Source organism: Streptomyces sp. NPDC058880 (assembly GCF_042742535.1).
Classification (GTDB): domain Bacteria; phylum Actinomycetota; class Actinomycetes; order Streptomycetales; family Streptomycetaceae; genus Streptomyces.
In genome coordinates this window covers 83,861-108,893 of record NZ_JBHYMC010000009.1, presented here as the reverse complement: position 1 = coordinate 108,893, position 25,033 = coordinate 83,861, and the positions used below count along the sequence as shown (strand labels likewise).

Here is a 25,033-nt window from a genome sequence, read left to right as displayed (position 1 = left end):
CGTGACAACCAGGAATGCGCAGCTCGTCACCGAGATGCGGGAGCTGCGGGACCGGGTCGTCGGCGTCACCGACGTCGTGGTGGCCTCCGCCGACGGTCTGCTGATCACGGCCGAGACCGACGACGTCGCGGACCCGGAGTGCCTGGCCGCGCTCACCGCGGCGACCCTCAGTATCGCCCGCAGGGCCGGGGCCATGACGAGCAAGGGGCTGCTCCACCACACCGTGTCGAGGTACACCGACGGCTACCTCGTCGCCCAGGCCGTCGGAGACATGGCCCTGATCGGGGTGCTCGGCGACGCCGGCCTGGACATCGCGCGCCTCCATGCCGAGACCCAGGCCTCCCTACAGCGCCTGGCCGCACTTCTCACCTCTGCGGACACGCAGGCCGAGGACCGCTGACCGGTGTGCTGGAACAACGACACAGACAACGAAGGAGCACGATGAGCGGCGCAGGGGCCCAAGGACGCCAGAGCATGTCCGAGCAGGTCACGAGCCTGGTCAAGAGGATGCGCGCGGAGGTTCCCGACTGTGTGGCTGCGGGAGTCATCGACATGTCGACCGGCATGCTGCTGTCCGTGGAGACCGTCGACTCCCATCCGGCGGAAGTCCTCGACATGCTGGCGGCGGCGACCCTGGACATGTTCCAGGGCCGCAATGTGGTGATGATCGAAGGGATCTTCAAGGAGCGTCGCGGGATCGTGAGCGACCGCCACTACTTCCAGGAGATTCTGGTCAACAGCGACAACCTGACCCACCTCTTCATGCGGATCGACAGCGCCGACGAAGTGGTCGCCGTGGTCGTCTGCCGCAAGACCGTGAATGTGGGGATGCTCTTCGCCCAGGCCCGCAGGGTCCTGCGGGAAAACGGGCAACTGTAGGCCGGGACACCGGCGACCCCGCCCGTGCCGCTCCCCTGGCCGGGCGGGTGTCCGCACTCAGATCGCGGACACCCGCTCCGCACGCCCATCCCGGCCGCCCCTCCGCGGGGAAGCGATGCCCCCGCGCGCCGTCGCGCGCGGCGTGCCGCACCGCTGCCCGTGGCCGCCGTACCACGCGCCGACGCATCAGCGCCGGTTCGCCCTGCGACTCCTGGTGCCGGTGAACGAGGCGGACCGCCGAGGCCCCGCGTCACGGTGCGGCCCGCGACGCTCAGAGGTGAGGGACGACCGCCACGGGCGTCCTGGCGTGGTGCAGCACCGCGTGCGTGACCGGGCCGATGTGCGCTCCGACCGCCGCCCGGCGTATGCGCCGTCCGACGACCAGCAGCGAGGCGTCCTCCGACGCTTCCACAAGATGGCCCGCGGGTCGGCCCACCATGCACTGCTCCTTGACCTCGACCTGGGGGAACATGCCCCGCCACGACCGCAGGACGTCGGTGAGCACGCCCGCCTCACGGAGTCCCAGCGCGACACCGTGGCCCGGGTCGGCCGCCCCGGGGTCGTACCCCTCGACCACCGGAACGCTCCAGCCGTGCACAACCCGCAGAGCGGCCGTTCGGGCAGCGGCGGCTTCGAAGGCGTAGGCGAGCAGCTCGTCGCACGGCCTGGAGAGGTCGAGGCCGAGCACCACGTCGCGATACCGCCCCTCGTGCTCCTCTTCGTTGTCGTTCCAGGGCCGCAGTTCGTCCTCGGCCCGCTCCCCGGCCCGTACGACGACGACCGGGCGCTCGGCGCGCGCGATGACGGGGAAGGACACCGATCCGGCCAGGAAGCCGGCCAGGCTCCCCAGCCCTCGTGAACCCATGACCAGAACCTCCGCCTTCTCGGCGGCCGAGAGCAACACCGCTGCAGGGCGGCGGCCGTTCACCTGCTCGACGGTGATCTCCAGACCGGGGTGTCGCTCCCGCAACCGGTCGGACGCGTCGTGGGGGAGCCGCCGGGCCCACTGCTGCCCGGCGGTCGATCCTCCATCGGGCAGCGTGTTCACTCCGGCGTAGGGAGCGTGCGCGAACTGCTGTGACCAGTCCTGCAGAACGTGCACGACGTGCAGGGGCAGACGGCGCATCCGCGCCTCGCGGGCGGCCCACTCCGCGGCGGCCAGCGATGCGGCCGAGCCGTCCACGGCGGCGATGACGGTACGTAACATGGTTGCTCCGGGGGAAGGGACTTCGGATGGGTGGCGGGAGCGGGCCGGGGACCGGCCGGAGGAGCACGGCACGGACCGGGCCCGTGCCGGCGGCGCAGCCCGGAACGTGTCACCGCGACGGCGTGATCAGCCCGTAGTGGCCGTCGTAGCGGTGGTAGAGCACGACGCCGCGGCCGGTGGCCGTGTCCTTGAAGAAGACGAAGGGCAGCCCGGTGAGGTGCAACCGTGAGACGGCCTCGGCCACACTGCTGGTCGGCACGGGAACCGTGCTCACCCCGAGCAGGCCGTCGACCTCCCGTTCCTGGCCCAGGGGTGCGAGCGAAGCCATGCGGTGCCGCCCGGTGAGGGCGTCGCGGTAGACGACGCTGTCGCGCCCGGAGGCCAGGTCCGTGAAAAGCCAGAAGTCGTGGTCCATGGCTTCCAGGTCGATCACGGCGTCCTCGGGCGTCTGGCGGTCCAGGCTGAAGGACTTGTGCCGCACGATGCGGCGCTCCTCGGCGGGAAGGTGATGACGGTGCGGGCGCGGGCCGTGGTCGGGGCCGGCCCACCCTGCCCGCGTGTGCAGGTCGCTGCCGTGAAGGCCGGCCCCGACCACGGCCCGCCGTGGCCGGGCCAGCCTGGCGGCCAGGCGCTTCTGCAAGAGGTCGACCGCTTCGAACATGGTGCTCGCGGTCACGTGGGCCCGTACGGGCCGGCCGTTGACGTCCACCACGGCCTGAGCCGTGGCCGGACGGATCACCGACGCGTTGGCGGCTTGCGTGAGCTTCACCCGCGCGGCCAGCACCGGTTCGCGTACGTGGCCGATCACCGCGAGGACCTTCTCCTCGGCGTAGACGTCCGCGCCATCGGGCACCTGCCCTCGGTTGCGGACCTTGACGTCGGCTGTCCGGCTGGCCCTGAGACCGCTCATGAGAACTCCTCCTCGATTGCTCCCAGCCTGTCGGCCGGCGGCCACTCCGGGACAGAGCCGTCCGGGGCCCGACCACAGGGCCACTGGTACCCGCACCATCCGCGAGCCCGGGACTTCCGGACGGCCGGACCGGGCCGTTCGGCCTGTAGGCCACGCACGGGTGAGTCGACGGGCCCCGACCCCACACCGCGTGGCGTCCCGGCGGCGCGGCGTGGGGCGGAGCGCGGCGGCGAGCGGGCCCCGGTCGCCTTGCCCGCGGCGGTGGGGCGGGGACATCAGGCGTGCGGCACGACGGCGACGGGGCAGCGGGCGTGGTGCAGCGCCGCGTGAGCGACCGACCCGATACGCGTACCGACGGGCGTGCGGCGTGCCCGGCGACCGACCACGAGCAACTGCGCGTTCGAGGCTGCCGACAGCAGCACCTGCCCACCGCTGCCGATCTCGACGTGCTCGACGACCGGCACGTCCGGGTACCGTGCGCGCCAGGGAGCGAGTGACCGCGCCAGCGCCTTCTGCTCGAACGGCTCCAGCCCTCCGGCCTCGTCGACCACGCGCATCTGGCCCGGCCCGTAGGCGTAGACGGGCGGCAGGCTCCAGGCCCGTACCGCTCGAACGGCGGCGCCGCGCGCGGCCGCAGCCTCGAAGGCGAATGCGAGCACCGCGTCGCTGTCCTCAGGTGTCCCCTGCTGGCCCACGACGACCTCGCCGCCCTCCGGGGGAAGCACCGTGCCGTCCCCGGTCCGGACGGACACCACCGGCCGGTTCGCGGAGGCGATCACCTGCTGTCCGTACGAGCCCAGAAGGAAGCCCAGCAGAGCGCCGTGCCCGCGCGACCCGAGCACCAGCATGTCGGACCGTTCCGCCTCACGGACCAGTGCGGCGACCGCGGTGTCGTGCACCACCTCGGCCGTGACGGTCAGTTCCGGGTGCCGTCCGGCCACGTGCGCCTCGGCCTGACGCAGCACGGCGTTGGCGGACTCGGCCTGGGCCGCCTCGTCCTGGACGACGGGTACGTCCAGCGGGTGCCACAGCCAGGCGTGCACGATGCGCAGCGGAACCTGGCGGAGCCCGGCCTCGCGTGCAGCCCAGTCGGCCGCAGCCAGACTTTCCTCCGATCCGTCCACTCCGACGGTGATAGCGCGGGTCATGGGGGCTGCCTCCCTGCGGTTCGACGGGCCCGGCCGGTCCGTTTCCGGGCCGCCGGCCTCTTCTCCTCCCCAGCATCGGCGGGACGGGCGCCGCCGCAGAGGGCCACCTGGCCCTCCGTCCCCGCCGTTCGGCCGCGATCCCTGTCCTGATCCCGGCCGAGTGCGGTGCTGCGGGCGACGGTCCGATCGGCCGCCTGGCCGGCGCTGTCACGACCGGGTCGACGAGGTAGAGGTCCCTTCCCATGACGGACGTGACCCTGTCGGAGGGGTAGATGTGTGTTCCGGTGTGTACCGTGCTGAGCAGGGCGACGAGGTTTCGCTCACCGACTCACCCATGCACCCGGTCCGGGCGCTTCGGCATACCGTTGCAGCGTGCGGTGATCACACCGATTACGTTCCCCGGCAGCAGGTCCCGGCGGACCGCGACCACGTCGGCCAAGCGGTTGGACCGCTCGTATCGCTCGCAGAGAAGGACGACCCCATCGCTGTCCGGTCCCATGCGGGGGTGGCTTCCCGCAGGCGCGTTCCGCCCACTCCACGCCCCGACCGGGCGGCCCGCCGTCTCCGGCTCCCTGGAGACCACCAGGGTCGGCTTCCGGCTCGTGATCGCGAACAGCGCAGTTCTGGGCGGTGCCTGCGCTGTCTGGTGATGCGTCAGAAGAATCGGCGGGAGGTCGGTAGGAGTCCTGAAAGACCCGGGAACAGCTGACCGAAGATGCGCATGGTTGTAGGCTGCCGGGACGCCCTTGACCTGCAGGAAGCAGGCAGGGAGCAGACGAACCGGGAGTTTCCGCATGCTGCGCACCATGTTCAAGTCCCACATCTGACATCTGGACGTTTCCGCAGGTCAATGGCGTGGTAGCCGGGCTCTGGTCAGCAAATGGTCAGCAAATGGTCAGCAAATGGTCAGCATCAGCCCTTTGAGTTGTTCGCGGGGCACGCCAGTCGGCAGTCGCGCATGTTGCTGGCGCAGGGCCGTCCCGGTGCGTCGTAACGGCCCGCTGTCGCGTGGAACCCGACGTCGGTGAGGCCGCGCCCGGCCGTCCTCGCCAGCGACACGGGTGCAGTCATCCACCGGACGACGGCGGCGACAGCCCTCGTCTCTTTAGCCTCGCGCTTTCGCGAGGTGGGGTGTCCGAGGCTTGATCAAATAAGCGGAGAGTGCTACTGAACTGCAACGATGGGACTTGTCTAAGGGTCCTGTTGGCTGCACGGAAAGAAGCACTCTCCAGGTGAAGAAGCGTATCGGGTCGTACCCGCGTGTCCGCATCGAGGGCGGCGGCCGCGCGATGGTGTCGCAGGCCGGGGGCGTGCTGCCCTCTCTGTCAGCCTTGAGTGAGACGTCCCGCTTTGTCGGGTTAGCCTGAGAGGGTTCGAGTCTTTCAGGCACATATGGCTGAGCTCAAGGCCTGGGGGATCAGCCAGGGCATTCCCGGGGCCTGCCCGGAGGTACTGGGGCGTCCTTTCACGGGCCCGGGCCTGAGCAGTGGTGGGCCGAGCTGCGCAGCGTGCTCGACGTCCCGGCTGCGGTGCCGGCGGGGCGGGAGGCGGTCCGGACGCTGGATGCGCCGTTCGTTCCCGTTCTCCCTCGGCGTCGACGACCTCGGCCGCATGGTGCTCGCGGGGCCTGCGCTCCTCCTGGACTCCTCCGTCGAAAGCGCTGCGCGCCGGCCGACGGAGGAGGTGTGTATGTGGTGGTCCGCAGCCACCCCGCCGTCCTCGCCGGTTCGACGACCGGGGGCGGAGGTTCCCGCCGCCATGGGCCTGCGCCGGAGCGGAGGCGGGCGCCGGCGATGTCGCCGCGCTCGGTGACCTCCTGGCGCTGGCTGCCGCGTGCTTCCCCGGCCCTGGTCCGAGGCCGGGTCCGCGCGACGGGCGGATCGCGGCCCCGTCTCCCCGTGACCTCGCTCTCGTCGCGGCTCGCTCAGAGCCGGTCGGCTTGCTCGTGCCGGAAGCCCTCCCAGGCCGCGCGCACACCTGCCTCGACCTCGGCATCGTCGAGATCTCCGGGCTCGGCGAATTCAGGGTCGTAAGCGTAGTCCTCAAGGATCATGAATACCCGGTCGAAGAGATCGCTGAGAGGCCCTTGGATGCGTTCGCCGTTCGCAAGGGAAGCGCGTCGAGCTTCCCACCAGCCGTCTGCGAAGTCGCGTGCGCTGCACGTTCCGGCGGTGAGGGCGTCCAGTAGCGTCACATGTCGCGCCGCAGCACTCGACGGGTCGATGTCGTCCGTGCGGGACGCTGTCCTGTGCTCAGGCGCATATGCGGCGGCCACTGCCGGCAGGTGGGGGTGGCGGTCCGCGAGGGTGCGCGCATACCGGCCGAAGCGTGCGCGTGCCGTATCGGCGCCTTCGCCGACTGCGGCTGCCATGAACGGCGCGGTTCCCGCGATCAACGCGTAGCCCGGTTCGGGGAACAGAACGGCTCCCTGCAGATCGGGTGTGCTGAGCAAGAACGGAGGGGGGACCTCCAATCCGGGTGCGGGGGCGGTCGGCCGGAACTCCGCACCTGCCGTTTCCCTGAGGCTGCCCGCGAGCTGAGAGGCAAGCATGTTTGCTGCACCGACCGCGCGGCACCCCGCCGCGATCCGACGAGCCAGCGCCGCATCGAGGCGGACACCTGCAGGCAGCGGTGCCACGGACTTGTCCCGCAGCCAACTCGGGGCGAAAGCCCCGTCCGAGCCGAGGACGCCCCGCGGATCGGAAGCCTTGTACTCTGAACCAGTCACCACAGAAACCCTTTGTCGATGATTCCCTGGAACTGTTTATCGCCCAGCTTCCAGGCAGACCAGAATGTACCATCGGCGTGCAGCATGACCATCTTCTGGGATGCCGTATCGATGAATCCGACGGCTTGCCCCTGGCCTCTGTAGTCGAATCGGTAAATCTTTGTTCCGTCGGCTGTCATATGTTCACGCATGGCCTGTTCGAACCGCTGCAGATTTGCCTTGTTCAGATTTCCGGGGTTGTCCAGGAAATCCCCCGCATGAGCGTGGAACTTTTTACTCATGACCTTCTGGGAGGAGAAGTCGGCCTTCTCCTCCCAAGCACCCCGCGGACACGGGGCAAGCCCCAGGGGATCGGTCCAGGAGTGAGGATTTTCCACATACGTGGCGGGGTTGGGGGCAGGACCCAGTCCCAGCGGGTCGAGTGTGAGATAGCGAGCAGTTTCCGGGTCGTAGTGGCGGAAAACGTTGTAGTGGACGCCGGTCTCGGGGTCGTAGTACTGACCAGGGAAGCGCAGGGGGGTGTACGCGCCGCTGTCGCGGGCCCAAGCGGTGGTGCCCCACAAAGTGGCCCGGCTGCGCCATGCGATGTCGCCCGCTTCGTCGATGAGTTCGGTGGGCGTGCCGACGAGATCCGTGGCGATGGCAAAGAAGCGGCGGTCGATCTCCTCCTGGCGGTCGTCCGCCGTGAGGATGCGCTCGGTCTGGGACAGGGGAGTGTCGCCCAGATGGTCCCAGGTGAGGGTGACCGTGTGAGGCTGGTCCGGCCGGTGGCTGGCTTGCTCGCACAGGGTGAGGCCGTCCCAGGTGAACCGGATCTCCTCGGCCACGCTCTCGCCATCGGCAGCCAGAAGCTGTTTCGCGGTGCGCCGGCCGAGGGGGTCGTAGCGGTACCTCCAGCGGGCGCCGTCCGGGGTGGTCACCGCCGTGAGGCGGTCCTCCGCGTCCCACGTGTAGCGCCAGGTGTCCGGCTTACGGGAGAGCCGAGGCTTCTGGCGGAGGGTGACCCGGCCGAGCGCGTCGTGCTCGAAGCGGACGTCCCCGGCACGGTCGAGAGCCGTGCCGGTGTAGGTGCGCGGCCCAGTAGCCTCCCCACCGGGATGGCCTGTCGGCCAAGACGCCCACGTCTGATTGCCGGTGTCGTCGTACGCGTACCGCTCCGTCCAATCCTGGGCGTGCACGGCGGTGACCCGGCCCGCACGGTCGAGGTCGAAGGTACGTGTGCCGGACATTCCGTCCGTGACGGAGAGGAGGCGTCCGTCGGCACGGTAGGCGTAGGCGCGCCGGTTGACGGAGCGCTCTCCGGCGGTGACGTGCTGTGCCGAGAGCCTGCCGACTGCGTCCCACGCGGACGTCATGGTGACCGTGTCGCCGAAGACACGCTCCAATTCGCGCCCGGCGTTGTCGTGGGAAAAACCTACGCGCCGGCCTCCGGTGATGAGCGATTGGACTTGCCCGTCCGCACCGTAGGAGTAGGAGGTCGCATGGCCCGTAGGTGTGACTCGGCTTGTACGGCGGCCCAGGACGTCGTAGGCGTAGCTCATGGGGCGGCCGTCGACCAGCTCGGTCTTGGTGAGTCCGCGACGGTCGTACTGGTAGCGAAGCTCCGCGTCCGGTCCGACTGCCTCCAGCAGGCGTCCGGCCCTGTCGTAGGCGTAGGTCGTCGCCCGGCCGTCGACGCATTTGCGGACGACCTGGCCGAGCTGGTCGCGTTCGAAAGCGATCGTCCCGCCGAGCACGTCCGCGCGGGCCGCCAACCGGCCTGCGGCGTCCATCCGGTAGGTGAGCGTACGGCCGTCGAAGTCGGTTTCGGCGATGATGTTGTCAGCGGCGTCGTACGTGTAGGTCCACCCCCGCCCCCGGGGATCCGTGACACGCGTCAGGCGCAGGGCGGCATCATGCTCGAATTCGTAGCGTGCGCCGTCGGGCCCGGTGCGGGCGACCGGTAGGTCGAAGTGGGTGTACTCGAAGCGGGTGACCCCGCCCGCCGAGTCGGAGCGGGTCAGCAGGTTGCCCTCGCCGTCGTACGTCCACGACTCCGTGGCCCCGTCCGGGCCGGTACGCCGGGCGAGTTGCCCGTCGGTGTGCCACTCCAGGCGGGTGACGCCGCCCTCCGGATCGGTGAGGCGGACGGGACGGCCGAGGACATCCCGTTCCGTCAGAGTCACGGCTCCGGTCGGAGCGGTCACCCTCAGAGACAGTCCAGCCGCGTCGCACACGACGCTGCTCGTCGCTCCTTCGGCGTCTGTGACTGACGCGAGGCGGCCGGCGTGGTCATACGTGTAGCGAGTGATGGCGCCGGCCGGGTCGGTGACTGCTGTGAGGTTGCCACGTTCGTCGTACTGCAGAAGCGTGCGCGCGCCGTCCGACGAGACGACCTCTACGGGCAGCCCGAAGATGCCGCGGACGGTGCGTAGCTCGTTCCCGTCAGGGCGCACGGCACGGACGAGCCGACCGTCCTCGTCGTACGAAAAGGTTGTCGTGTGGCCCAGGGGGTCGGTGCGGGACAGCAGGTTGCCGCGAGGATCGTATGCGTAGCGGGTGCTGTGGCCGAGCGGGTCGGTCACGGCCAAGAGCTTGCAGCCGGGGCCGAATACGTGGCGTGTTGCGTGTCCGTCGGGTGTGGTCAGCGTGGTGGTGTGGTGGCCCGTTGCAGGGTCAGGGTCGGTGTAGGCCAGAGTGAGGCGGACGTGTCCGGCTTCCCCGCCCTCCGCCACCACACGGTCGCGGTCGTCGTAGACGTAGTCATAGCGGCTGCCGTTGGAATCGATCCAGGCGATGACGCGGCGGCGGTCGTCGTAGACGAAGGTGGTGGTGGCGCCCGAAGGCTTGGTGACCGTGGCGAGGTTGCCCTCCTCATAGCCGTAGTTGATTAGGAGCAAGTCGGCATCGGCTTCGCCTGCGCCGGCCAGGGACACGGCGGTGATCAAGCCGTTGGATGCCGTCAGCTTCAAGTGGTGCCCGGCCGAGTGCACCAGTGCCGACGGCAGACCGTCCTCTGCACGGTCGATGGCGATGGTGTGGCCGTTGCGGTCGGTGACTTCGGTCAGCCAGGCTTGACCGTCGTCTCCGGGTTTGCTGCCGGACGGCGAGGTGAAGCGACGAACCACCCCGTTGTCGGAGTCGGTGACCGTGTAGTCGCCGACGGCATCACGGGCCAGAAGAGTGCGCGCCCTTCGGTGCTCCGGCTGTGTGGGCAGGCCCGGAGCCGGATGCGGGTAGGTGATCAGCAGGCCTTCGGCAGTGATGTGCACGACACCAGTCGCATCGATCTCCAGGCGCTCGTCGACGGTGGACGTCCACGCAGCCCCCAAGAAGCGGCCGACCATGCAACCGGATTCCGTGCGGCGGGTGAAGACGAGGGGCAGGATGCCGGGCAGCTCGACATCGGTCTGTGGCAGGAACATACGACCGGTGGCGAGGTCCACCGGGTCGCCGCCCACGGTGCGGTCGCCGTCCGCAGTGCTATGGGCCCCCTCCGGTCCGTCCTCTGCGAGTCTGCGTGCCCGCGTGGCAGAGGCTGCGTCGTCGAGGTGCTTGGCGGTGGTGGTGAGCTTCTTGGCGGCGCCGGTGCCCTTGGAGCCGATGACTTCGGGTATGAGCTTGCCGAGTCCCTCGAAAGGGTCCTTCATGAACTCGTCGAGCATTTGCTTGCCGGCACCCCACGGGTCGTTGGCCATGACGACGAGGCCGGCCGCGGTCGAGTTCAAGTTGGTGCGGTACTCGGCCGGGTGGGTCAGGTTGTACGGGTCGAACGGGTTCAGGCTGCGGCCGAAGTTGGCCATGCCAGCAGTGCCCTTGAGCACACCGCCGACCAGGTGCGTGGAGGCCAGGTCGAGGTAGTCGAGGCCGTCGCCGAGCTGCTTGCTGTACGACGGCTTGGGCGGGGCGGCATCCCGCGCCGTACGGACGGCCGCCGCGGCGGTCTCGGCCTGCTCATTGCGCTGTCTGCGGGCGCTGTTGAGTTTCTCCTGCGCTGCCTTGGCCATCTCCTTCCCGGGGTCGGGGTACGTCTCCGACGGCCGCGGCGGCAGGTGCTCCGACTTCGCCCTCACAGCGTCGTTGTAGGTCGTGCGGAGCTTCTCGTGCGTGTCGAACGCGTCCTGGGAGGCCTTCAACGCCGCTTTGTAGTCCTCCAGCGCCTCTTTGGCCTTGCCCTGGGCCCACTCGACAGTCTCTGCGAACCGGTTCATGGAGCTGGCGGCCTTGCCGAAAGCGTCAGCCGCCTTGAACCAGCGTGGCGGCTCCTTCGCGACGGACTCCCGGAACGCGGTGGCTGCCGCTCCCTTGAGCCCGTCGGGCTCGGTGAGGTTCTTCAGGCCGTTGCCGACAGATTCAAAAGCCGCCTTGAAGTCGGTCAGGTGGGCGACCTGCTCCCGGATCTTGGCAGCACTGCCGTAGACCAGCCGCTTCGGGTCCTCGGTCTGGCCGAGTTCGAGTTCGGCGACATCCGCGCCGAGCTGGTTCGCGGCGGAGCGGCTCTTGTCGCGGACCCAGTTGCCCGCATCGTGTGCGCCAATGTCGTCGGCGAATTCGGCAGCCTTGTCACCGCCCCATTCGACGAAGTCACCGACGTCCTCGGCACGATCCTCGATCCAGTCTTCCGCCGAGTCCGGAACGAAATCCCGCCAGCCCATCTATCCGTTCCCCCCATCGTGCCCGCGGGACTGGTCCAGCAGGTCCTTCAACGAGCCGATCCTGCCGTTCGAGGTCACCGTGTCCTTGGTGTCCGACCAGGTCTGCTCCATGTCCTTGTCGCTCTTGTCGAACGACTCATCGCTGTAGTCCGGCTTGAAGACGTCCGCGCGGAAGATGTCGCCCCACTTCTTCTGCTCGATCTCGTCCTCGCCGGCATATGGGTTGCCGTATGCGGCGTTCACGGCGACCTTGAAGGAGCCCTGGATGTATTGGTCCTCCTCCCACAGTGTCCCTGCCGCGATCCCCAGGTTCGCCGCGAGCGTCGACGCGTCCTGCACCAGGGCGCGCACCCCCCACTCCCAGCGCTCGCAGAAGTCCTCGAAGTCCGCTGCCAGCCCTGCGTGCCCGGTCTCCATCCCCGTCATCGACAGGTTCTCGAAGCCCGCGCCCTGCGAGGCACCTGCCGCGTCCCCGGATTCACGCAACTCCGATATCGCCGCCCGCAGGCCGGTCTGGATCGCCGCGACCGCCTGCGGCGAGACCTCGAGGTCACCGTCGCCCGCCATCAGACCCTCACTCCGCGGTCACTGTGGGTGTCCTGCCCCAGGTCCACGGCGAACGGAGCCGGGACGATCCCGGAGACCGGCGGGAACAGCATCGCCCCGTCTCCGTCCGCCACGTTGACCGCGACCCCCATCGGACGATCCGACTGCGGCACGACCGCATCCACCAGCCGGCCGCCGAGCATCACCAGATACGGCCACTCCCGATCCCCCTCACCACGCGCCCGTACGAACCGTGCAAGGGAGTCCTCGTCCGTGAACGCGTACAGCCATCGGACACCACCCGACAGCGCAGACATCAGCCCACCCTGGACACCGGAACCGGTGCTGCCGTCCGTGCGCGGGAGCAGGAGCAGGGCCCTTCGAAACTCACCCACCAGGCGCCCAGGATCCCCCCTCTCCTCCCGGTACGCCGCAATCTCCGCAACTAGTCCCATGAACTGTGTCCCCTCCCGCTGATCAGCCCCAAAAGGGAAACCGTACCTTGATCGCTAAATCGGTCTATAGGTGCGGAAGAGTTCTGGCCAGCGATCACCGGCCTCGGGGAGTGGGCCACAGGCCATTGGCCGTATGACTGCGGAGCGGCGGTTGATCGCTTGGCATGGTGGTGAACAAGCCTGTCGGTGGATCGCGGTACGCCACGCGACCCACCACTTGGCCGGCGCCCATCCACGTCGTCGCGACGCTCGCACGTTGCGGCTGGGCCGGTCCAGGGTGCCTTTCGCGGAGCGGGTCATGCCCTTGGTGTTGAGGGTCTCCAGCGCGATCTCGCTGTACTGCTGGACGAGCCGCTTGGAGATCAGGTGCAGGCCGGTGACGCGGCGGGCGGCGAGCTGCGCCTGGAGCCTGGCCACCCGGTCCCGGGCGTCCTGGAACCCCTTGGACTGCTGCCGGGCGCCCTTGACGTGGCGGCGGGCCATCTGGCGCTGCGCCCGGGCGAGTTTGCGCGCGATGTTGTCGTGGTGGCGGGGGTTGCCGACCAGTGAGGTGCCCCCGGCGGTGTGGACACTCTGACAATGGATCTTGCAGATCTGAGGAAGGGTGTCCTGGTGGGACGGAAGTCTCCGTATCCGGCGGAGTTCAGGAACGATGTGGTCCCGCTGTATCGCGCGGGGGGTGGGAAGCGTACGTATGCGGCGGTGGCGGCGGATGTCGGGGTGACTGGTGAGACGCTGCGGAGCCGGGTGCGTCAGGCCGACGAACAGTCGGGTCGCCGTCACGGCCATGGCGAGCCGGCTGGAGAGAGCCGGGATGAGGAGCTGGCCCGGCTGCGGGCGGAGAACGGCCGGCTGCGCAAGGCGGAGTAGGAGTGGGAACTCGAGCGGGAGATTCTGCGGCGGGCGGCGGCCTATTTCGCGAAGGAGATGAAGTGAAGACCCACCGCTGGGACTTCGTCTCCGCCCACGCCGAGGTCTTCGGCGTTCAGCGGATATGCCGGGTTCTTCAGGTCTCGTGGTCGGGTTACTACCGGTGGATCGACGGTGCGAAGGCCCGAGCGGAGCGACAGGCCGCTGACGACGCCCTGGTCGCGGAGATCCGCGAGGTCCACACCATGCACAAGGGAACGTACGGGGTGCGCCGTGTCCATGCCGAGCTGCGGGGATTCGGGCATGCCGTCAACCGCAAGCGCGTCGAGCGGCTGATGCGCCTGAACCGGATCGAGGGCCGTCACCTGCGTCGGCGCAAGCGCACCACGGTCCCGGACCGGCTCGCCCCGCCCGCCCCGGACCTCGTCCGCCGTGACTTCTCCGCCGGGCGCCTGGACGAGAAGTGGTGCGGCGACATCACATATGTGCGGGTCGGCGGGTGGTGGCTGTATCTGGCCTGCGTCCTGGACGTCTGCTCACGCCGGGTGCTCGGCTACTCGATGGCCTCGCATATGCGTGCCGAGCTGGTCATCGACGCCCTGACGATGGCGGTGACGACCCGCGGCTGCCACGTGGACAGGGTGGTCTTCCACGCGGACAGGGGTTCGCAGACCACCGCCGCCGCGTTCGCGCAGGTCTGCGACGGTTTCGGGATTCGCAGGAGCATGGGCCGGGTCGGCTCGAGCTATGACAACGCCCTCGCCGAGTCGTTCTGGCAGGGACTCACGAGGGAGACGATGCACAAGAGGCCGTTTTCGACGATGCGTCAGGCGAGGCTGGAGATCTTCCAGTGGCTCACCTACTACAACACCCGCAGGCGCCACGGCGCACTCGACTGCCTCTCGCCGGTGGAGTTCGAACAGCAGCATCTGCGAGCGGCTAAACTCTCAATCGCGGCATGAGCCCCTGTGTCCGCACTCCGGGGGACGCCTCAGTCCGTGGAGCACCCCGGGGGCTCGGCAGCGGCAGCCGGTGCCAGTGCGGGTGCCGGTGCGGGGGTTGACATCGATGTCGGGACATCCGTGTGGGCGGTCTCCGGGCCGTCGGGTTCGAGCAGCCCATGCCGGTGGGCGAGGTAGCCGAGCTGGAAGCGGCTCGTCGCACCCAACTGGCGCATGATGGCGGAGACGTGACGCTGACAGGTGCGCACCGAGATGCCGAGGGCGCGGGCCGTGACGCGGTCGTCGTCGCCCCCCATCAGGTGCCGCAGTATGGAGCGTTTTGCCTGGTCGGCGACATCCTGGATGAAAGCCTTCTCGCGCGGTTTGCCGATGTGCTCGCCCGTCGCCCACAGCACGTTGAACATCTCGGCGACGAAGGCGACCAGTTCCGGGCTGCGAACGAGCAGCGCCCCGCCCGTCGGTTCCTGGAGGGGGAGTGCGAGCAGGGACCGGTCGAAGACCAGGCAGCCGGCCAGGCCGCCGGAGACCGTTCTGGCTTCGGCACCGAGAGCCGCTAGCTCCTCTTCGTACCGCACGGTCGGCGGGTCGAAGCGGGCCGAGTGCTGGTACAGCGTGCGCACGCGGACGCCCCGGGAGAGCAGGTCCCGGTCCCGGGCGTGGCGCAGCCCGGCCGCAGGCAGGGGGCCGCCCGGCTGCGCGCAGAGCACCTCCTGCGTGCATGCGGCGGACTGGCTGTCGATCATGCGCTGGAGCTCCTCCGATGACTCGATGCGCTCCAGCGGCGGTCCCGCCAGAGTCCGTTGGCGTGAGGCGTGCACGATGGCCAGTTCCGCGAGCTGCCCCCGCATACGCAGCAGGTCGAGCTGGGCTCCCTGTACGCGCTCCTCCCACCGTTTGAGCAACTGCGCCGATACGTCGGTGGGGTTGGTTGCCGCGAAGCAGTCGGGGCCGACCTGCTGGACGAGGCCGCTGGAGACGAGGACGTCGAGACTGCGGGACCGGGTGAGCACCTGGTCCGACTGGAGGGGGCCGTGTTCCGCGAACTCCCGGTAGAGGTCTATCTCTTCGGGTGTGAGCTCCCGGGGTCGGTCACGGTCCTGCGGGCGTGTCAACGCGGCTCGTGTCATGTGGCTGCCCTCTCGTTCGCATCCGTCGCAATCGCGATGCTAGGAGACTCCGCCCCGGCCCGCCGCCCCGGGAACGTGTATCGGCCACGCTTCGGGTGTGCGGATACCGGCCGGAGAGTGGCTCAAGATCCTTGAAACACCGGGCATCTCGGTGAGCGGCATGCGGAGATGGGCTGGACTCGAGGACCGCTCGGGTATGGCCGGAACGTGCGCAAGGCTGCCTGAAACTTGCGGCAAGTTCTTGCTGTCGTCTTTCCGACAGTCGCCAAGACGACAGTCGTCCCCCATTGGCGGGGGGCTGCCCCGCCCCCGATGCTGAGCGGGACGCGCCGATCCCGGCTGCGCGCCGTGTAGCAGGAGGGGTGCGTTCAGATAATTCCGAGATGACCGGCCGGCCCCGCCCGTCGGAGCCGCCGGGTCGACTGCCGGGCTCAGTCCTCCGCCGGGTGGACCACCTCGACTCCCTGGTCACGCAGTACTTCGACCGCGGGGGAGTCCGCGGGGGCGTCCGTGACGACGAGGGCGATCTCCTTCATGGAACAGATGCGGCCCAGCGCCGCACGGCCGATCTTGTCGGCGGTCGCGACCAGGATCACGCGCTGCGCCGAGGCGACCGCCGCACGCTTCACCTGCACGTCGTCGAGGTTGTAGGCGGTCGCTCCCTGAACGGGGTCGACGCCGCAGCACCCCAGGATGAACGTGTCGAAGCACAGGTCCTTGAAGGTCTGCACGGGTGTGTGGCCGTAGAAGGACAGCTCCTCGGGGCGCACCTGCCCGCCGGGCATCACCAGTTGGATGCCCGGGAACGCGGACAGGGTGAAGGCCGCGTGCAGTGAGAGGGGTGCGACGGTGAACTGGCGGTCCGCCATGGACTTTGCAATGGCGACGGCCGTCGTGCCCGTGTCCAGTGCGACGGTCTCGCCGTCGGCGAGCAGTGCGACCACGGCGTGCGCGAGGCGCTCCTTCGCCTGCGATCCGGACATGGCCCGGATCGCGTACGGGGGCTCGACGCCGCCGGGCAGGCTGCTCACGGCGCCGCCGCGCACCCGGCGCAGGGCCCCCCGGGACTCGAGTACCTCCAGGTCCCGGCGGATGGTCATCTCGGACGCCCCGGTGGCCTGGGCCAGCTCGGCCACCGTCGCGCGGTTCTGCTGCATCAGCAGTCCCACGACGAACTTGTGCCTCTCCATCACGTTCATGTGTCTGCTTTTAGCACAGATGCTGCGGCGGGGCTTCTGATGCGCGTTCGCACACCTAAACTGTTGCAACGAACATTGCAGATGTGTAACGTGAGAGGAACGGTGTGAACTTCATGCTGTTGTGAACGTTGATCGCGTTCATTCGGCCATGACCGATGAGGAGAGCCATGACTGCCACCACTGAGGCCGATCTGCCGGAAGGGGGGAAGCCCCTCCTCAGCGCCGTCGCGATCGTCGCATCGTGCATGGCATTCGTGGTGATCGGCGCCCTCCAGGCGCTCTACGGTCCGGCGATCCCCGCACTGCGGGACGAATTCGGCATCAGTCCGGCCGTGGCCGGGCTCAGCCTCAGCGCGCACTTCGTCGGCGCCCTCCTCGGAGTGCTGATCTATCACCTCCTGCGGGGCCGCCTGAACAACCGGGTGCTGCTCGGCGGCTCCTACGTACTCATGGCCGTAGGCGCGGCCGTCTTCGCCTTCTCCCCGAGCTGGACCCTCGCCCTCGCCGGCACGTTCGTCATCGGCCTGGGCTTCGGCGGCATCGACTACGGACTCAACCAGCTCTTCGCCGTCGGGTTCGGCCACCGCAGCACCGCCATGCTCAACCTGCTGAACGGGCACTTCGGCATCGGCGCCATCGCCGGCCCCGCCCTGATCGGCTGGCTCGGGGCGGACAGCTACCCGGAGATCTTCGTCGGCACCGGCGTGGTCAGCCTGCTGATCCTCGTCACCCTCGGCGGGGTGGCCCTCCGGGAGCCCGCCCCGGCCCCGGCGGAAGGCGCCACAGCGGGCGGCGCGCGGGTGCTTCCGATCATCGCGGTGTTCATCGGGATCTACGTCCTGCACGTCGCCATCGAGACCGGCGTCGGAGGCTGGGAGCCCACCCACCTCGAAGCCGTCGGATACGGCGCCGCCACCGCCGCGACCGCGACCTCCGCCTACTGGGCCGCCATGACCATCGGCCGGTTCGTCGCCGCGCCGATCAGCCTGCGCTGGTCCGCGCCGTCGATCCTCACTGTCTGCTGCGCCGGCATGGCCGGCTTCCTGCTCCTGGCGACCGTCCCGGCCTTCGCCCCGTACGCCTACCTCGGCGTTGGCCTGATGATCGCGCCGATCTTCCCGACCTGCCTGCCCTGGCTGAACCGCGCCGTGCCCGGCGTGGCCGCCGCCGGCGCCTATGTGATCGCCGCCTCGATGATCGGCGGCGTGGCCTTCCCGCCGGTGCTGGGTGCCGTGATCGACGCGATGGACGTCAAGACGGTGCCGCTGCTGCTGTTCCTGCTCGCCGTCGTCTGCGGCGTGCTGAGCCTGTGGCTGCGCCGCAACGCCCCCGACCCCGGCGGCGTGTCCCGCCCACGGGACCCCGGACGTGCGGAATACGTCACCACACTCTGAAACCCGTACAACGCAACGTGAGGAACCGAAGGATGAAAGCCGTCCTCTTCGACATGTTCGGTGTCATCGCGCGTGTCCAGTCGCCCGAGTCCATGACCGCTCTGGAACGCACGGCTGGTGGCGACCCCGACCGCTTCTGGGCGGCGTACTGGTCGCAGCGGCCCCCCTATGACCGCGGCGAGGTCACCGGGCCCGGCTACTGGCAGGCGGTCTTCGCGGACCTGGGCATCCCGCTCGACCGGCGGCTGACCGAGGAGCTGACCGCCGCTGACCTCGTCAGCTGGAGCGAGGTCGACCAGCGAGCCGTGGACCTCCTCGGCGACCTCGACGACAGAGGGTTCGTGCTCGGCCTCCTCTCCAACATCCCCGAGGACCTGGCCGTCCGGTACGAGGCCACCCAGCCGTGGCTGGAGCGGTTCGCGGTCCGCGGACTGTCCTGCCGGATCGGCAGCGCCAAGCCCGAGCCCGCCGCCTACGAGTGGTGCGTGCGCGAGCTCGGACTGCCTCCGGAGGAGATCCTGTTCGTCGACGACCGGGCCGAGAACGTGCACGCCGCACGCAAACTGGGCCTCCACGGCCATGTGTTCATCTCGCCCGAAGGGGTGCTGGACGCGCTGGAGGCGGCGTTGACGTGACGACGCCGGCGCAGTTCTACGCCCTGTGCGCCGCCGCGCACGGCAGCTTCCCGCCACCGCGCCGCGAGACCGAGACGGGCAGGGGCCTCGCCGGCGCGATGCTCCTCCAGGGCGCGCTGGCCGGCTGGCTGGACCTGTCCGGCGACCGGGTCCGGCTGACAGGGCGGGGCCGAAACGGCGACCCGGTGCTGGACGCGTTCCTGACGCATATCGAGGCCTCCGCCCGGGACCGGGCGCCGTCCGACTGGGTGGAACGCCTGGGTCCCGCGGCGCTCGCCGCCCCCCGCCCGGGGAGGTACCCGGGCGGCGGGCAGTCGCCCGGCGGGCGAGCAGGCATCCGGCCCCCCGAAGCGCTGAGACGGGTGCGGCGGTCGGTGGAGGACCCCGACCGCTCCGCACCGCACGCGGTGGCCGCGGGCGCCCTGATCGCGGCGTCCGGACTGCACGACCTGTGCTGGCCCGGCCTGACCCGGGACGAGGCGTCCCGGCGCACGCTGCGGGCCGTGGCCGCGCTGGGGCCCGCGGGGCTGCCCGCCGCCCGTGCGGCGACGGCGGTGTCCCATTCTCTGACCGGCTCCGCCGGCGCTCTCGCATTTCCCGGATAGGGAATTGGAGAATCCGGATCGTAAAAGAGATCCACATCTCCAAAAGGTCGCTTGTCAGGGCGAGTTGGGATGTGATCTTATGAAAGAGAAGGCGCCGCCGTGAGATCCCCTGTCTGCATCGGGTGAAATATCCAGGCCGCCCCCCACCGGCAGCAAGCCGTAGCCCAATTCTTTTCACTTGGACGCGAGTTGCATTCCGCCGTCCATACCTCAACGTTCTCGAACGACCCGTGTGAGAGGGACCGATGGAAACCAAGGATGTCACCGAGCACATCTATTACCCCGTCAGCGACTACAAGATGGCGCGGGGTGAGGGTGTCTACCTCTACGACGAGGACGGGAAGAGCTACCTCGACTGCGCGTCGGCCACGTTCAACCTGAGCCTGGGATACTCCCACCCGGCCGTCGTCGCCGCGATGAAGGACCAGCTCGACAAGGTGGTCCACATCACCTCCTCCTACCAGAGTGAACCGGTCAACGGCCTGGTCCAGCGGTTAGCGGAGGTTTCCCCGGACAACCTGACGAAGGTGCACCCCAAGGTCTCGGGCGGCTCGGCCGCCAACGAGGGCGCCATCAAGATGGCCCAGATGGCCACCGGCAAGTCCGAGGTCATCACGCTGTTCCGCAGTCACGTGGGGCAGACGATGATGATGACGTCGATGTCGGGCAACGCGTTCCGCCGCGAGCCGTTCCCCAACCTCTTTCCCGGCACCCTCCAGGTCCCCGACCCGTACTGCTTCCGCTGCTTCTACGGGCAGAAGGAGGGCTCTTGCGGGATGATGTGCGTGGACCGGCTCGACGACTTCGTCGAATACGCCAGCTCCGGCCGGGTCGCCGCCGTCCTCATCGAGCCGATATCCGGAAACGGCGGCAACATCGTCCCGCCGGACGGCTACATGCAGAAACTGCGCGCCTTCTGCGACGAGCAGAACATCGCCCTCATATTCGACGAGATCCAGACGGGCATCGGTCGTACCGGCCACATGTTCGCGGCCCAGTACTTCGACGTCGAACCCGATGCCATCACCACGGCCAAGGGCCTCGGCGGATCGGGCGCGCAGGTCGCCGCCATCATCACCAACGAGCGGCTCGCCGGCCTCCCCGCGAACCACCACTCGTTCACCTACGGCGCCAACCTGCTGGCCGCCGCGGCGGCCAACGCCACCCTCGACATCGTGCGGCAGCCCGAATTCCTGGCGAACGTCACCCGCACGGGTGGTTACATCATGGAACGCCTCCACGACATGAAGCGCCGCTACCCGCAGATCGTGGACGTCCGCGGCGTCGGACTGATGATCGGCTTCGAGATCGCCGAAGCCGACGGCAGGCCCGCCGTGAAGCTCACCAACCACCTGGCCGCCCAGGCCATGGACCACGGCCTGATCCTGCGCACCTCGCGGTACGGCTACGGCAACGTCCTCAAGATCCGCCCGCCGCTGATCCTCACCATGGACCAGGCCGAGGAGATCTGCGACAAGCTGGAGAACCTCTTCCTCTCGGAGCTGGCCCGATGACCGCCGACAACCCGATGAAGCGGCTGCTCGTCTCCCTCGGGCAGCACGTCCGCGCCGAACTCCTCGCTTACGAGGCCACCGGCCGCGAACGCAGCGTGCACGGCGACTCGCCCGGCGGCGACGCCCAGTTCGACGTCGACGAGGTGGCGGAGAAAGCCGTACTCGACTACCTGCGCGAACACGCCCACGTACCCGCGGCGCTCTACACTGAGGACGGCTCCTACGTCGAGCTCGCCCCCGACCCCCAGGTCCTCCTGGTCGTCGACCCCATCGACGGCACCCGTCCCACCTCGGCCGGTCTCGAAATGGGCATGGTGTCCATCGCGGCCGCCCCCTACGGGGACGGCAAGCCCGCCCTCGCCGACGTCGACGCCGCCTGCCTGGTCGAGATCAAGAGCGGCGCGTGGCTGTACGGCGACGACACCGACGGCCTCGACAGCGGCGGATTCACCACCCCGGTCCCGCGGCTGAGCCGGAACACCGACCCGACCCACATGTTCTGGTCGATCGAGTTCAACGGCCACCCGATGGACCTGATGACCCAGGCGTACGGCCACCTCGTGGACAGTTCGGCCAACACCGGCGGCATCTTCGTCTTCAACAGCAGCACCTTTTCCATCTCCCGCATCATCACCGGGCAGCTCGACGCCTACGTCGACATCGGCAACCGCGTCCTGCGTGACCACCCGGACACCGAAGAGGCGTTCCTGCGCGTCGGCCGCGGCTCGATCCTGCACCTCTTCCCCTACGACATCGCCGCCGTCGTCTACCTCGCCCGGCAGGCCGGCGTCGTCATCACGGACGCCTACGGCGACGACCTCGGCTCCACCTCGCTGGTGGACCTCGGCCCGATGAACCAGAAGTCCTGCATCGCCGCCGCCACCCCCGAGCTCCACAAGCAACTGCTCGACACCATCCGCTGGGACCTGGGCCGCGCCGCCGCCGCGCCCGTGACGGAGGAATCATGAAGGCGCTGACGCTGACCGCAGACCGCACGCTCGCCCTCGTCGACCACCCCAAGCCGGAACCCCTGGCCGCGGACGACATCGTCATCCGCGTCACCCAGAGCGGCATCTGCGGTACCGACCGCAGCGTCCTCGTAGGCAAGTTCCCGGCCGAGACCGGTGTCGTCATGGGCCACGAGGCCGTCGGCGTCGTCGACTCCACCGGCCCGGGCGTCACCCGCTTCGCCGTCGGCGACCGGGTCATCGTCAACCCCACCCTGTACTGCGGCAACTGCCCCACCTGCCTCGAAGGCCACTGGAACTTCTGCGGCCGCAAGGCCGGCACCGAGGTCGGCCTGGACTACGACGGCTCCTTCGCCGAGTTCATCCGCCTCCCCGAGCTTTTCTTCCACGCCATCCCCGAGGACATGGACTTCGACCGCGCCGTCGTCGTCGAACCGCTCGCCTGCGCACTCAACAACATCGAGGCCGGCCGCCTGGCGGCGGGCGAGACCGCCGTCGTCGTCGGTGGCGGCCCCATGGGCGTCGTCACCGCCATGGCCGCCCAGCGGTACGGTGCCACCGTCCTCCTCGTGGAGCCCGACCCCGTACGCGGCCGGCTCGGCCAGGAGATCTTCGACGCCCCCGAGTTCGGAGGCCGCGTCACCGTCCACACCCCCGACGACCCCGCCCTCACCGAGCGAGGCGACCTCGTCGTCGACTCCGTGGGCAACCTCCTGGAGCAGAGCATCGGCTACGCCGCCGTTCGCGGCCGCGTCGTCGTCATGGGCTTCAACAGCAACGCCTCCGCCACCGTCCGGCCGCTCACCCTGCTCCAGCGCGGCCTGCAGATCATCGGCGCCGGCGACTACAACAGCATGATCTTCCCCAAGGCCGTCGAGCTGGCCCGGCAGCTGCCGCTGGAGCGCGTGGTCACCCACCGCTTCGCCCTCGCCGACCACGAAGAGGCGTTCAAGGCCCTCGCCGCCGTCCCCGGCGCCGAGTACACCGCCCTGAAGGTCGTCCTCGTACCTCCGCACGAAGGGGCGGACGCATGAGCCCCACGCCGCGCGCCGCACTCGCCGAGGCGCTCGTCCCCGGCACCCGCCGGCCCGTCGTCGTCGGCGAGTACCCCTACTACCGGGCCGACCCCGCCAACTGGGCCGCCAACCTGCGCGAACTGCGCGCCCTGGGCGTTGACGTCGTGTCCTGCTACCTCCCCTGGCGCTTCCACGAGACCGGCGGGCCCCTCGGCGAGGGGGGTCCCTCCTTCGACTTCACCGGGAAGACCGACCCTCAGCGCGATGTCGTCGGACTGCTGGAGCTCGCCGCGGCCGCCGGACTGGGCGTCCTCCTCAAGCCCGGCCCCTTCATCCACGCCGAGGTCCAGCTCGGGGGGCTGCCCGACCGGCTCTGCGGCCCCGGACACACCCCCTATCAGGGGCTCGACGGCACCGTCCTCACCTCCCAGGGCAAGCCGCTGCCCAGCCTCCTCGACCCGGCCGTCCAGGCCGAGACGGAGACCTGGCTGAAGGCCGTCGCCGACGAGGTCGTCGCCGGGGCCACCGCCCCCGACGGCCCCGTCGTCGCCCTCCAACTCGGCAACGAAGGCACCTGCGGAGACGCCCACCTCCCCGTGGACGCCCAGGACGCCTCGCCGGCCGCCCGCCGCGCCTTCGCCCACTGGCTCACCGGCCGCGGCCTGACCGACGAGGCCGCCCTCGCCTCCGAGGACGTCACCCGGTGGACCAGCGCCACGCGGCAGCTGTGGTCCCGGTGGTCGGGGCACGGCATCGTCGGCCTGTGGGACCGGATCTCCGCGCTCTTCCCCGAAGGCCCGGCCCGGCTGGCCAACGTCCCCCTCACCGGGGTCACCGCACCGCGCGCCGCCTTCGACGCCTGGGCAGCCCGGCAGCGCGCCATCCAGGGCTCCGGGTACTTCGTCGGCCACACCGAATGGATCGGCAATCCGGCGCGGGAGACCGCCGCCTTCGGCTCCCACCTGGCCGGGATCCTCCTCGGCGGCACCGACGTGGTCGAGGCGAACTGGGGGTTCACCTGGACCGACGAGTCCTTCGCCCGGCCGGCGACCCCCGTCTTCAACGCCCTGCTGGCCCTCCTGCTGGGCTCCACCACCATCAGCGTCTACACCGCCTGCGCCACGGAGAACTGGGGCCCCCTGGTCGACATGGACCCCGACGGACTGCGCGCCGAAGGTGTCGATCCCGGCCTGCACGCACCGCCGTACACCCCGGGTGCGCCGCTCGCCGAGGCCGGCTCCCACCAGGCCAACGCCGAGGGCCTGCGGCTGCTGGCCGCGTTCCTCGAACGCCACGGTGACCTGCTGACCGGCAGCGTCCTGGACCGCGACGCGGTGGTCCTCGTAGACCGGGCCCTGCCCCAGACCGGGGCCTGGCAGCGCACCGGCGGCACGGTCCTCGCAGAGCTCGCCGACGCCGTGCATCGTCAACTGGCCGACTCCGGGCGGCTGATCGGTCTCGGCTGGCTTGACGAGCAGCCCGCGCCCGCCGCCGACGGCACCCCCGTCCCCGTCGCCGTGCTGCGGGCCGGGCACCCCGAGGGCGACCTCCCCGGCGAACTGAGGCTCCCGGCCGACCAGCCCGCCGGGGGCGCGGTCGCCGCGTTCGTCGCCGCGTTCGCCGCCACGCTCCCGGCCCCGGCCGGGCCGCGCTGGACCACGGCGCACGGCCGGGCCCGCGTCCTGAGCCGCTCCGGCCCCGGCGGCGTCCGCGTCATCGGCGCGTTCAACCCCACCGACGCGGACGACCGGGTCACCGGCAGTGGTTGGACGCTGGAGCTGCCCGCCGGCTCCGCCGCGGTCCTCGTCACCCAGGACGGCGCACTCACGGGCTGGCTCGCCACCCCCGCGGAGCCGTCCACGACCCCCGTCGCCCTCATCTGGGCCGGCGAAGAGGCCGACGCGAAGCGCGTCACGGCCTCTTGATACCCCGGGCGGCGGGGGAGCGTACCTGACAGCGCGCTCCCCGTCGCCCGGTCCTGGCCGGCGGCAGTTCTGCCGACGGTGTGGAGTCCGGCGCCGTGTGTGTCGCGGTCTCCTGGGGTCCGGGGCGGCGGGCAAGTGCACCTGACAGCGCGCCCCCGCCGCCCGGCCCTGCCCGGTGCCGGCCCGCTGATCGGCCTTCGCCCGGCCTCGGTACCGCCGGCCGCGCGCCGTGGCCGACCCCGCAACCGGTTCTGCCAAGAACACCGGGTCCCGCGGACACCCGCCGCCGGGATCCCTCCCACGAGCGAGAT

General features: G+C 69.9%; 20 protein-coding genes. 10 read left to right on the top strand and 10 right to left on the bottom strand.

Going from position 1 to position 25,033, the window contains the following annotated elements:
- The first annotated feature begins 1 nt into the window (after position 1).
- Both ACFW2G_RS08050 and ACFW2G_RS08045 read left to right on the top strand, forming a co-directional pair.
- Positions 2–400 (top strand): roadblock/LC7 domain-containing protein, encoded by a 399-nt coding sequence (locus ACFW2G_RS08050; RefSeq protein WP_384445239.1) that lies wholly within the window; start codon positions 2–4, stop codon positions 398–400.
- A 74-nt stretch (positions 401–474) separates the two neighbouring features.
- Positions 475–879, top strand: a complete 405-nt coding sequence (locus tag ACFW2G_RS08045; protein WP_037916423.1) for a hypothetical protein — start codon at positions 475–477, stop codon at positions 877–879.
- Between the two features lie 271 nt (positions 880–1,150).
- Here the strand turns inward: ACFW2G_RS08045 and ACFW2G_RS08040 are convergent, their stop codons facing one another.
- The 8 genes from ACFW2G_RS08040 to ACFW2G_RS08005 all read right to left on the bottom strand — a co-directional run bounded on the left by ACFW2G_RS08040 (position 1,151) and on the right by ACFW2G_RS08005 (position 13,290).
- Entirely contained in the window at positions 1,151–2,086 is a 936-nt protein-coding gene (locus tag ACFW2G_RS08040) for a universal stress protein (protein WP_384445237.1), read from the bottom strand.
- A 109-nt stretch (positions 2,087–2,195) separates the two neighbouring features.
- Positions 2,196–2,996: a sigma 54 modulation/S30EA ribosomal C-terminal domain-containing protein gene (locus tag ACFW2G_RS08035; protein WP_384582432.1), complete on the bottom strand. Its 801-nt coding sequence runs from the start codon at positions 2,994–2,996 to the stop codon at positions 2,196–2,198.
- A gap of 275 nt (positions 2,997–3,271) precedes the next feature.
- Positions 3,272–4,144, bottom strand: coding sequence for a universal stress protein (locus ACFW2G_RS08030; RefSeq protein ID WP_037916430.1), 873 nt, complete (start codon positions 4,142–4,144; stop codon positions 3,272–3,274).
- 1,924 nt (positions 4,145–6,068) lie between these two features.
- Positions 6,069–6,596, bottom strand: coding sequence for a hypothetical protein (locus ACFW2G_RS08025; RefSeq protein ID WP_384445231.1), 528 nt, complete (start codon positions 6,594–6,596; stop codon positions 6,069–6,071).
- Between the two features lie 272 nt (positions 6,597–6,868).
- Positions 6,869–11,506, bottom strand: coding sequence for a putative T7SS-secreted protein (locus ACFW2G_RS08020; protein WP_037916432.1), 4,638 nt, complete (start codon positions 11,504–11,506; stop codon positions 6,869–6,871).
- Positions 11,507–12,073, bottom strand: a complete 567-nt coding sequence (locus ACFW2G_RS08015; protein ID WP_037916434.1) for a hypothetical protein — start codon at positions 12,071–12,073, stop codon at positions 11,507–11,509.
- Complete coding sequence (locus ACFW2G_RS08010) at positions 12,073–12,447, bottom strand: hypothetical protein (protein WP_370466455.1); 375 nt, start codon at positions 12,445–12,447, stop codon at positions 12,073–12,075. The genes ACFW2G_RS08015 and ACFW2G_RS08010 overlap by 1 nt, the downstream gene beginning before the upstream one ends.
- A gap of 114 nt (positions 12,448–12,561) precedes the next feature.
- Entirely contained in the window at positions 12,562–13,290 is a 729-nt protein-coding gene (locus ACFW2G_RS08005; RefSeq protein WP_384582429.1) for a transposase, read from the bottom strand.
- Here ACFW2G_RS08005 and ACFW2G_RS08000 point away from each other — a divergent pair.
- Positions 13,171–14,339 (top strand): IS3 family transposase gene (locus ACFW2G_RS08000; protein WP_384582462.1). Its coding sequence is split into 2 segments (ribosomal slippage): positions 13,171–13,375 and positions 13,375–14,339, totalling 1,170 coding nucleotides; the frame shifts between segments, so codons are not numbered across the junction. The genes ACFW2G_RS08005 and ACFW2G_RS08000 overlap by 120 nt on opposite strands.
- A 29-nt stretch (positions 14,340–14,368) precedes the next feature.
- On the opposite strand, the gene ACFW2G_RS07995 is transcribed toward ACFW2G_RS08000, so the two are convergent.
- Positions 14,369–15,451: a LuxR C-terminal-related transcriptional regulator gene (locus ACFW2G_RS07995; protein WP_384582427.1), complete on the bottom strand. Its 1,083-nt coding sequence runs from the start codon at positions 15,449–15,451 to the stop codon at positions 14,369–14,371.
- A gap of 446 nt (positions 15,452–15,897) precedes the next feature.
- Positions 15,898–16,665, bottom strand: a complete 768-nt coding sequence (locus ACFW2G_RS07990) for a DeoR/GlpR family DNA-binding transcription regulator (protein ID WP_384582425.1) — start codon at positions 16,663–16,665, stop codon at positions 15,898–15,900.
- Between the two features lie 167 nt (positions 16,666–16,832).
- Here ACFW2G_RS07990 and ACFW2G_RS07985 point away from each other — a divergent pair, with 167 nt between their 5' ends.
- From ACFW2G_RS07985 to ACFW2G_RS07955, 7 genes are all read left to right on the top strand, one after another.
- A complete protein-coding gene (locus ACFW2G_RS07985) occupies positions 16,833–18,059 on the top strand; it encodes an MFS transporter (protein WP_384582423.1) in 1,227 nt (408 codons plus the stop codon).
- Between the two features lie 32 nt (positions 18,060–18,091).
- Positions 18,092–18,694 carry an HAD family hydrolase gene (locus ACFW2G_RS07980; RefSeq protein WP_384582421.1) on the top strand — a complete coding sequence of 201 codons (603 nt, stop codon included), beginning with the start codon at positions 18,092–18,094 and terminating at the stop codon, positions 18,692–18,694.
- Positions 18,691–19,299 (top strand): GPP34 family phosphoprotein, encoded by a 609-nt coding sequence (locus ACFW2G_RS07975; RefSeq protein WP_384582419.1) that lies wholly within the window; start codon positions 18,691–18,693, stop codon positions 19,297–19,299. The genes ACFW2G_RS07980 and ACFW2G_RS07975 overlap by 4 nt, the downstream gene beginning before the upstream one ends.
- 245 nt (positions 19,300–19,544) lie before the next feature.
- Positions 19,545–20,813 carry an aspartate aminotransferase family protein gene (locus tag ACFW2G_RS07970; RefSeq protein WP_037916454.1) on the top strand — a complete coding sequence of 423 codons (1,269 nt, stop codon included), beginning with the start codon at positions 19,545–19,547 and terminating at the stop codon, positions 20,811–20,813.
- Positions 20,810–21,781: an inositol monophosphatase family protein gene (locus tag ACFW2G_RS07965; protein ID WP_384582417.1), complete on the top strand. Its 972-nt coding sequence runs from the start codon at positions 20,810–20,812 to the stop codon at positions 21,779–21,781. Before ACFW2G_RS07970 ends, ACFW2G_RS07965 begins: the two co-directional genes overlap by 4 nt.
- Entirely contained in the window at positions 21,778–22,815 is a 1,038-nt protein-coding gene (locus ACFW2G_RS07960) for a zinc-binding dehydrogenase (protein WP_384445214.1), read from the top strand. Before ACFW2G_RS07965 ends, ACFW2G_RS07960 begins: the two co-directional genes overlap by 4 nt.
- Positions 22,812–24,722: a beta-galactosidase gene (locus ACFW2G_RS07955; protein ID WP_384582415.1), complete on the top strand. Its 1,911-nt coding sequence runs from the start codon at positions 22,812–22,814 to the stop codon at positions 24,720–24,722. The genes ACFW2G_RS07960 and ACFW2G_RS07955 overlap by 4 nt, the downstream gene beginning before the upstream one ends.
- The last annotated feature ends 311 nt before the right edge of the window (positions 24,723–25,033 follow it).

Excerpts from the sequence above, each read along its gene's own strand:
- ACFW2G_RS08045 (WP_037916423.1), top strand. The coding sequence starts at position 475 with ATGTCCGAGCAGGTCACGAGCCTGGTCAAGAGGATGCGCGCGGAGGTT.
- ACFW2G_RS08040 (WP_384445237.1), bottom strand. The coding sequence starts at position 2,086 with ATGTTACGTACCGTCATCGCCGCCGTGGACGGCTCGGCCGCATCGCTG.
- ACFW2G_RS08035 (WP_384582432.1), bottom strand. The coding sequence starts at position 2,996 with ATGAGCGGTCTCAGGGCCAGCCGGACAGCCGACGTCAAGGTCCGCAAC.
- ACFW2G_RS08030 (WP_037916430.1), bottom strand. The coding sequence starts at position 4,144 with ATGACCCGCGCTATCACCGTCGGAGTGGACGGATCGGAGGAAAGTCTG.
- ACFW2G_RS08020 (WP_037916432.1), bottom strand. The coding sequence starts at position 11,506 with ATGGGCTGGCGGGATTTCGTTCCGGACTCGGCGGAAGACTGGATCGAG.
- ACFW2G_RS08015 (WP_037916434.1), bottom strand. The coding sequence starts at position 12,073 with ATGGCGGGCGACGGTGACCTCGAGGTCTCGCCGCAGGCGGTCGCGGCG.
- ACFW2G_RS07990 (WP_384582425.1), bottom strand. The coding sequence starts at position 16,665 with ATGAACGTGATGGAGAGGCACAAGTTCGTCGTGGGACTGCTGATGCAG.
- ACFW2G_RS07985 (WP_384582423.1), top strand. The coding sequence starts at position 16,833 with ATGACTGCCACCACTGAGGCCGATCTGCCGGAAGGGGGGAAGCCCCTC.
- ACFW2G_RS07980 (WP_384582421.1), top strand. The coding sequence starts at position 18,092 with ATGAAAGCCGTCCTCTTCGACATGTTCGGTGTCATCGCGCGTGTCCAG.
- ACFW2G_RS07970 (WP_037916454.1), top strand. The coding sequence starts at position 19,545 with ATGGAAACCAAGGATGTCACCGAGCACATCTATTACCCCGTCAGCGAC.
- ACFW2G_RS07965 (WP_384582417.1), top strand. The coding sequence starts at position 20,810 with ATGACCGCCGACAACCCGATGAAGCGGCTGCTCGTCTCCCTCGGGCAG.
- ACFW2G_RS07960 (WP_384445214.1), top strand. The coding sequence starts at position 21,778 with ATGAAGGCGCTGACGCTGACCGCAGACCGCACGCTCGCCCTCGTCGAC.
- ACFW2G_RS07955 (WP_384582415.1), top strand. The coding sequence starts at position 22,812 with ATGAGCCCCACGCCGCGCGCCGCACTCGCCGAGGCGCTCGTCCCCGGC.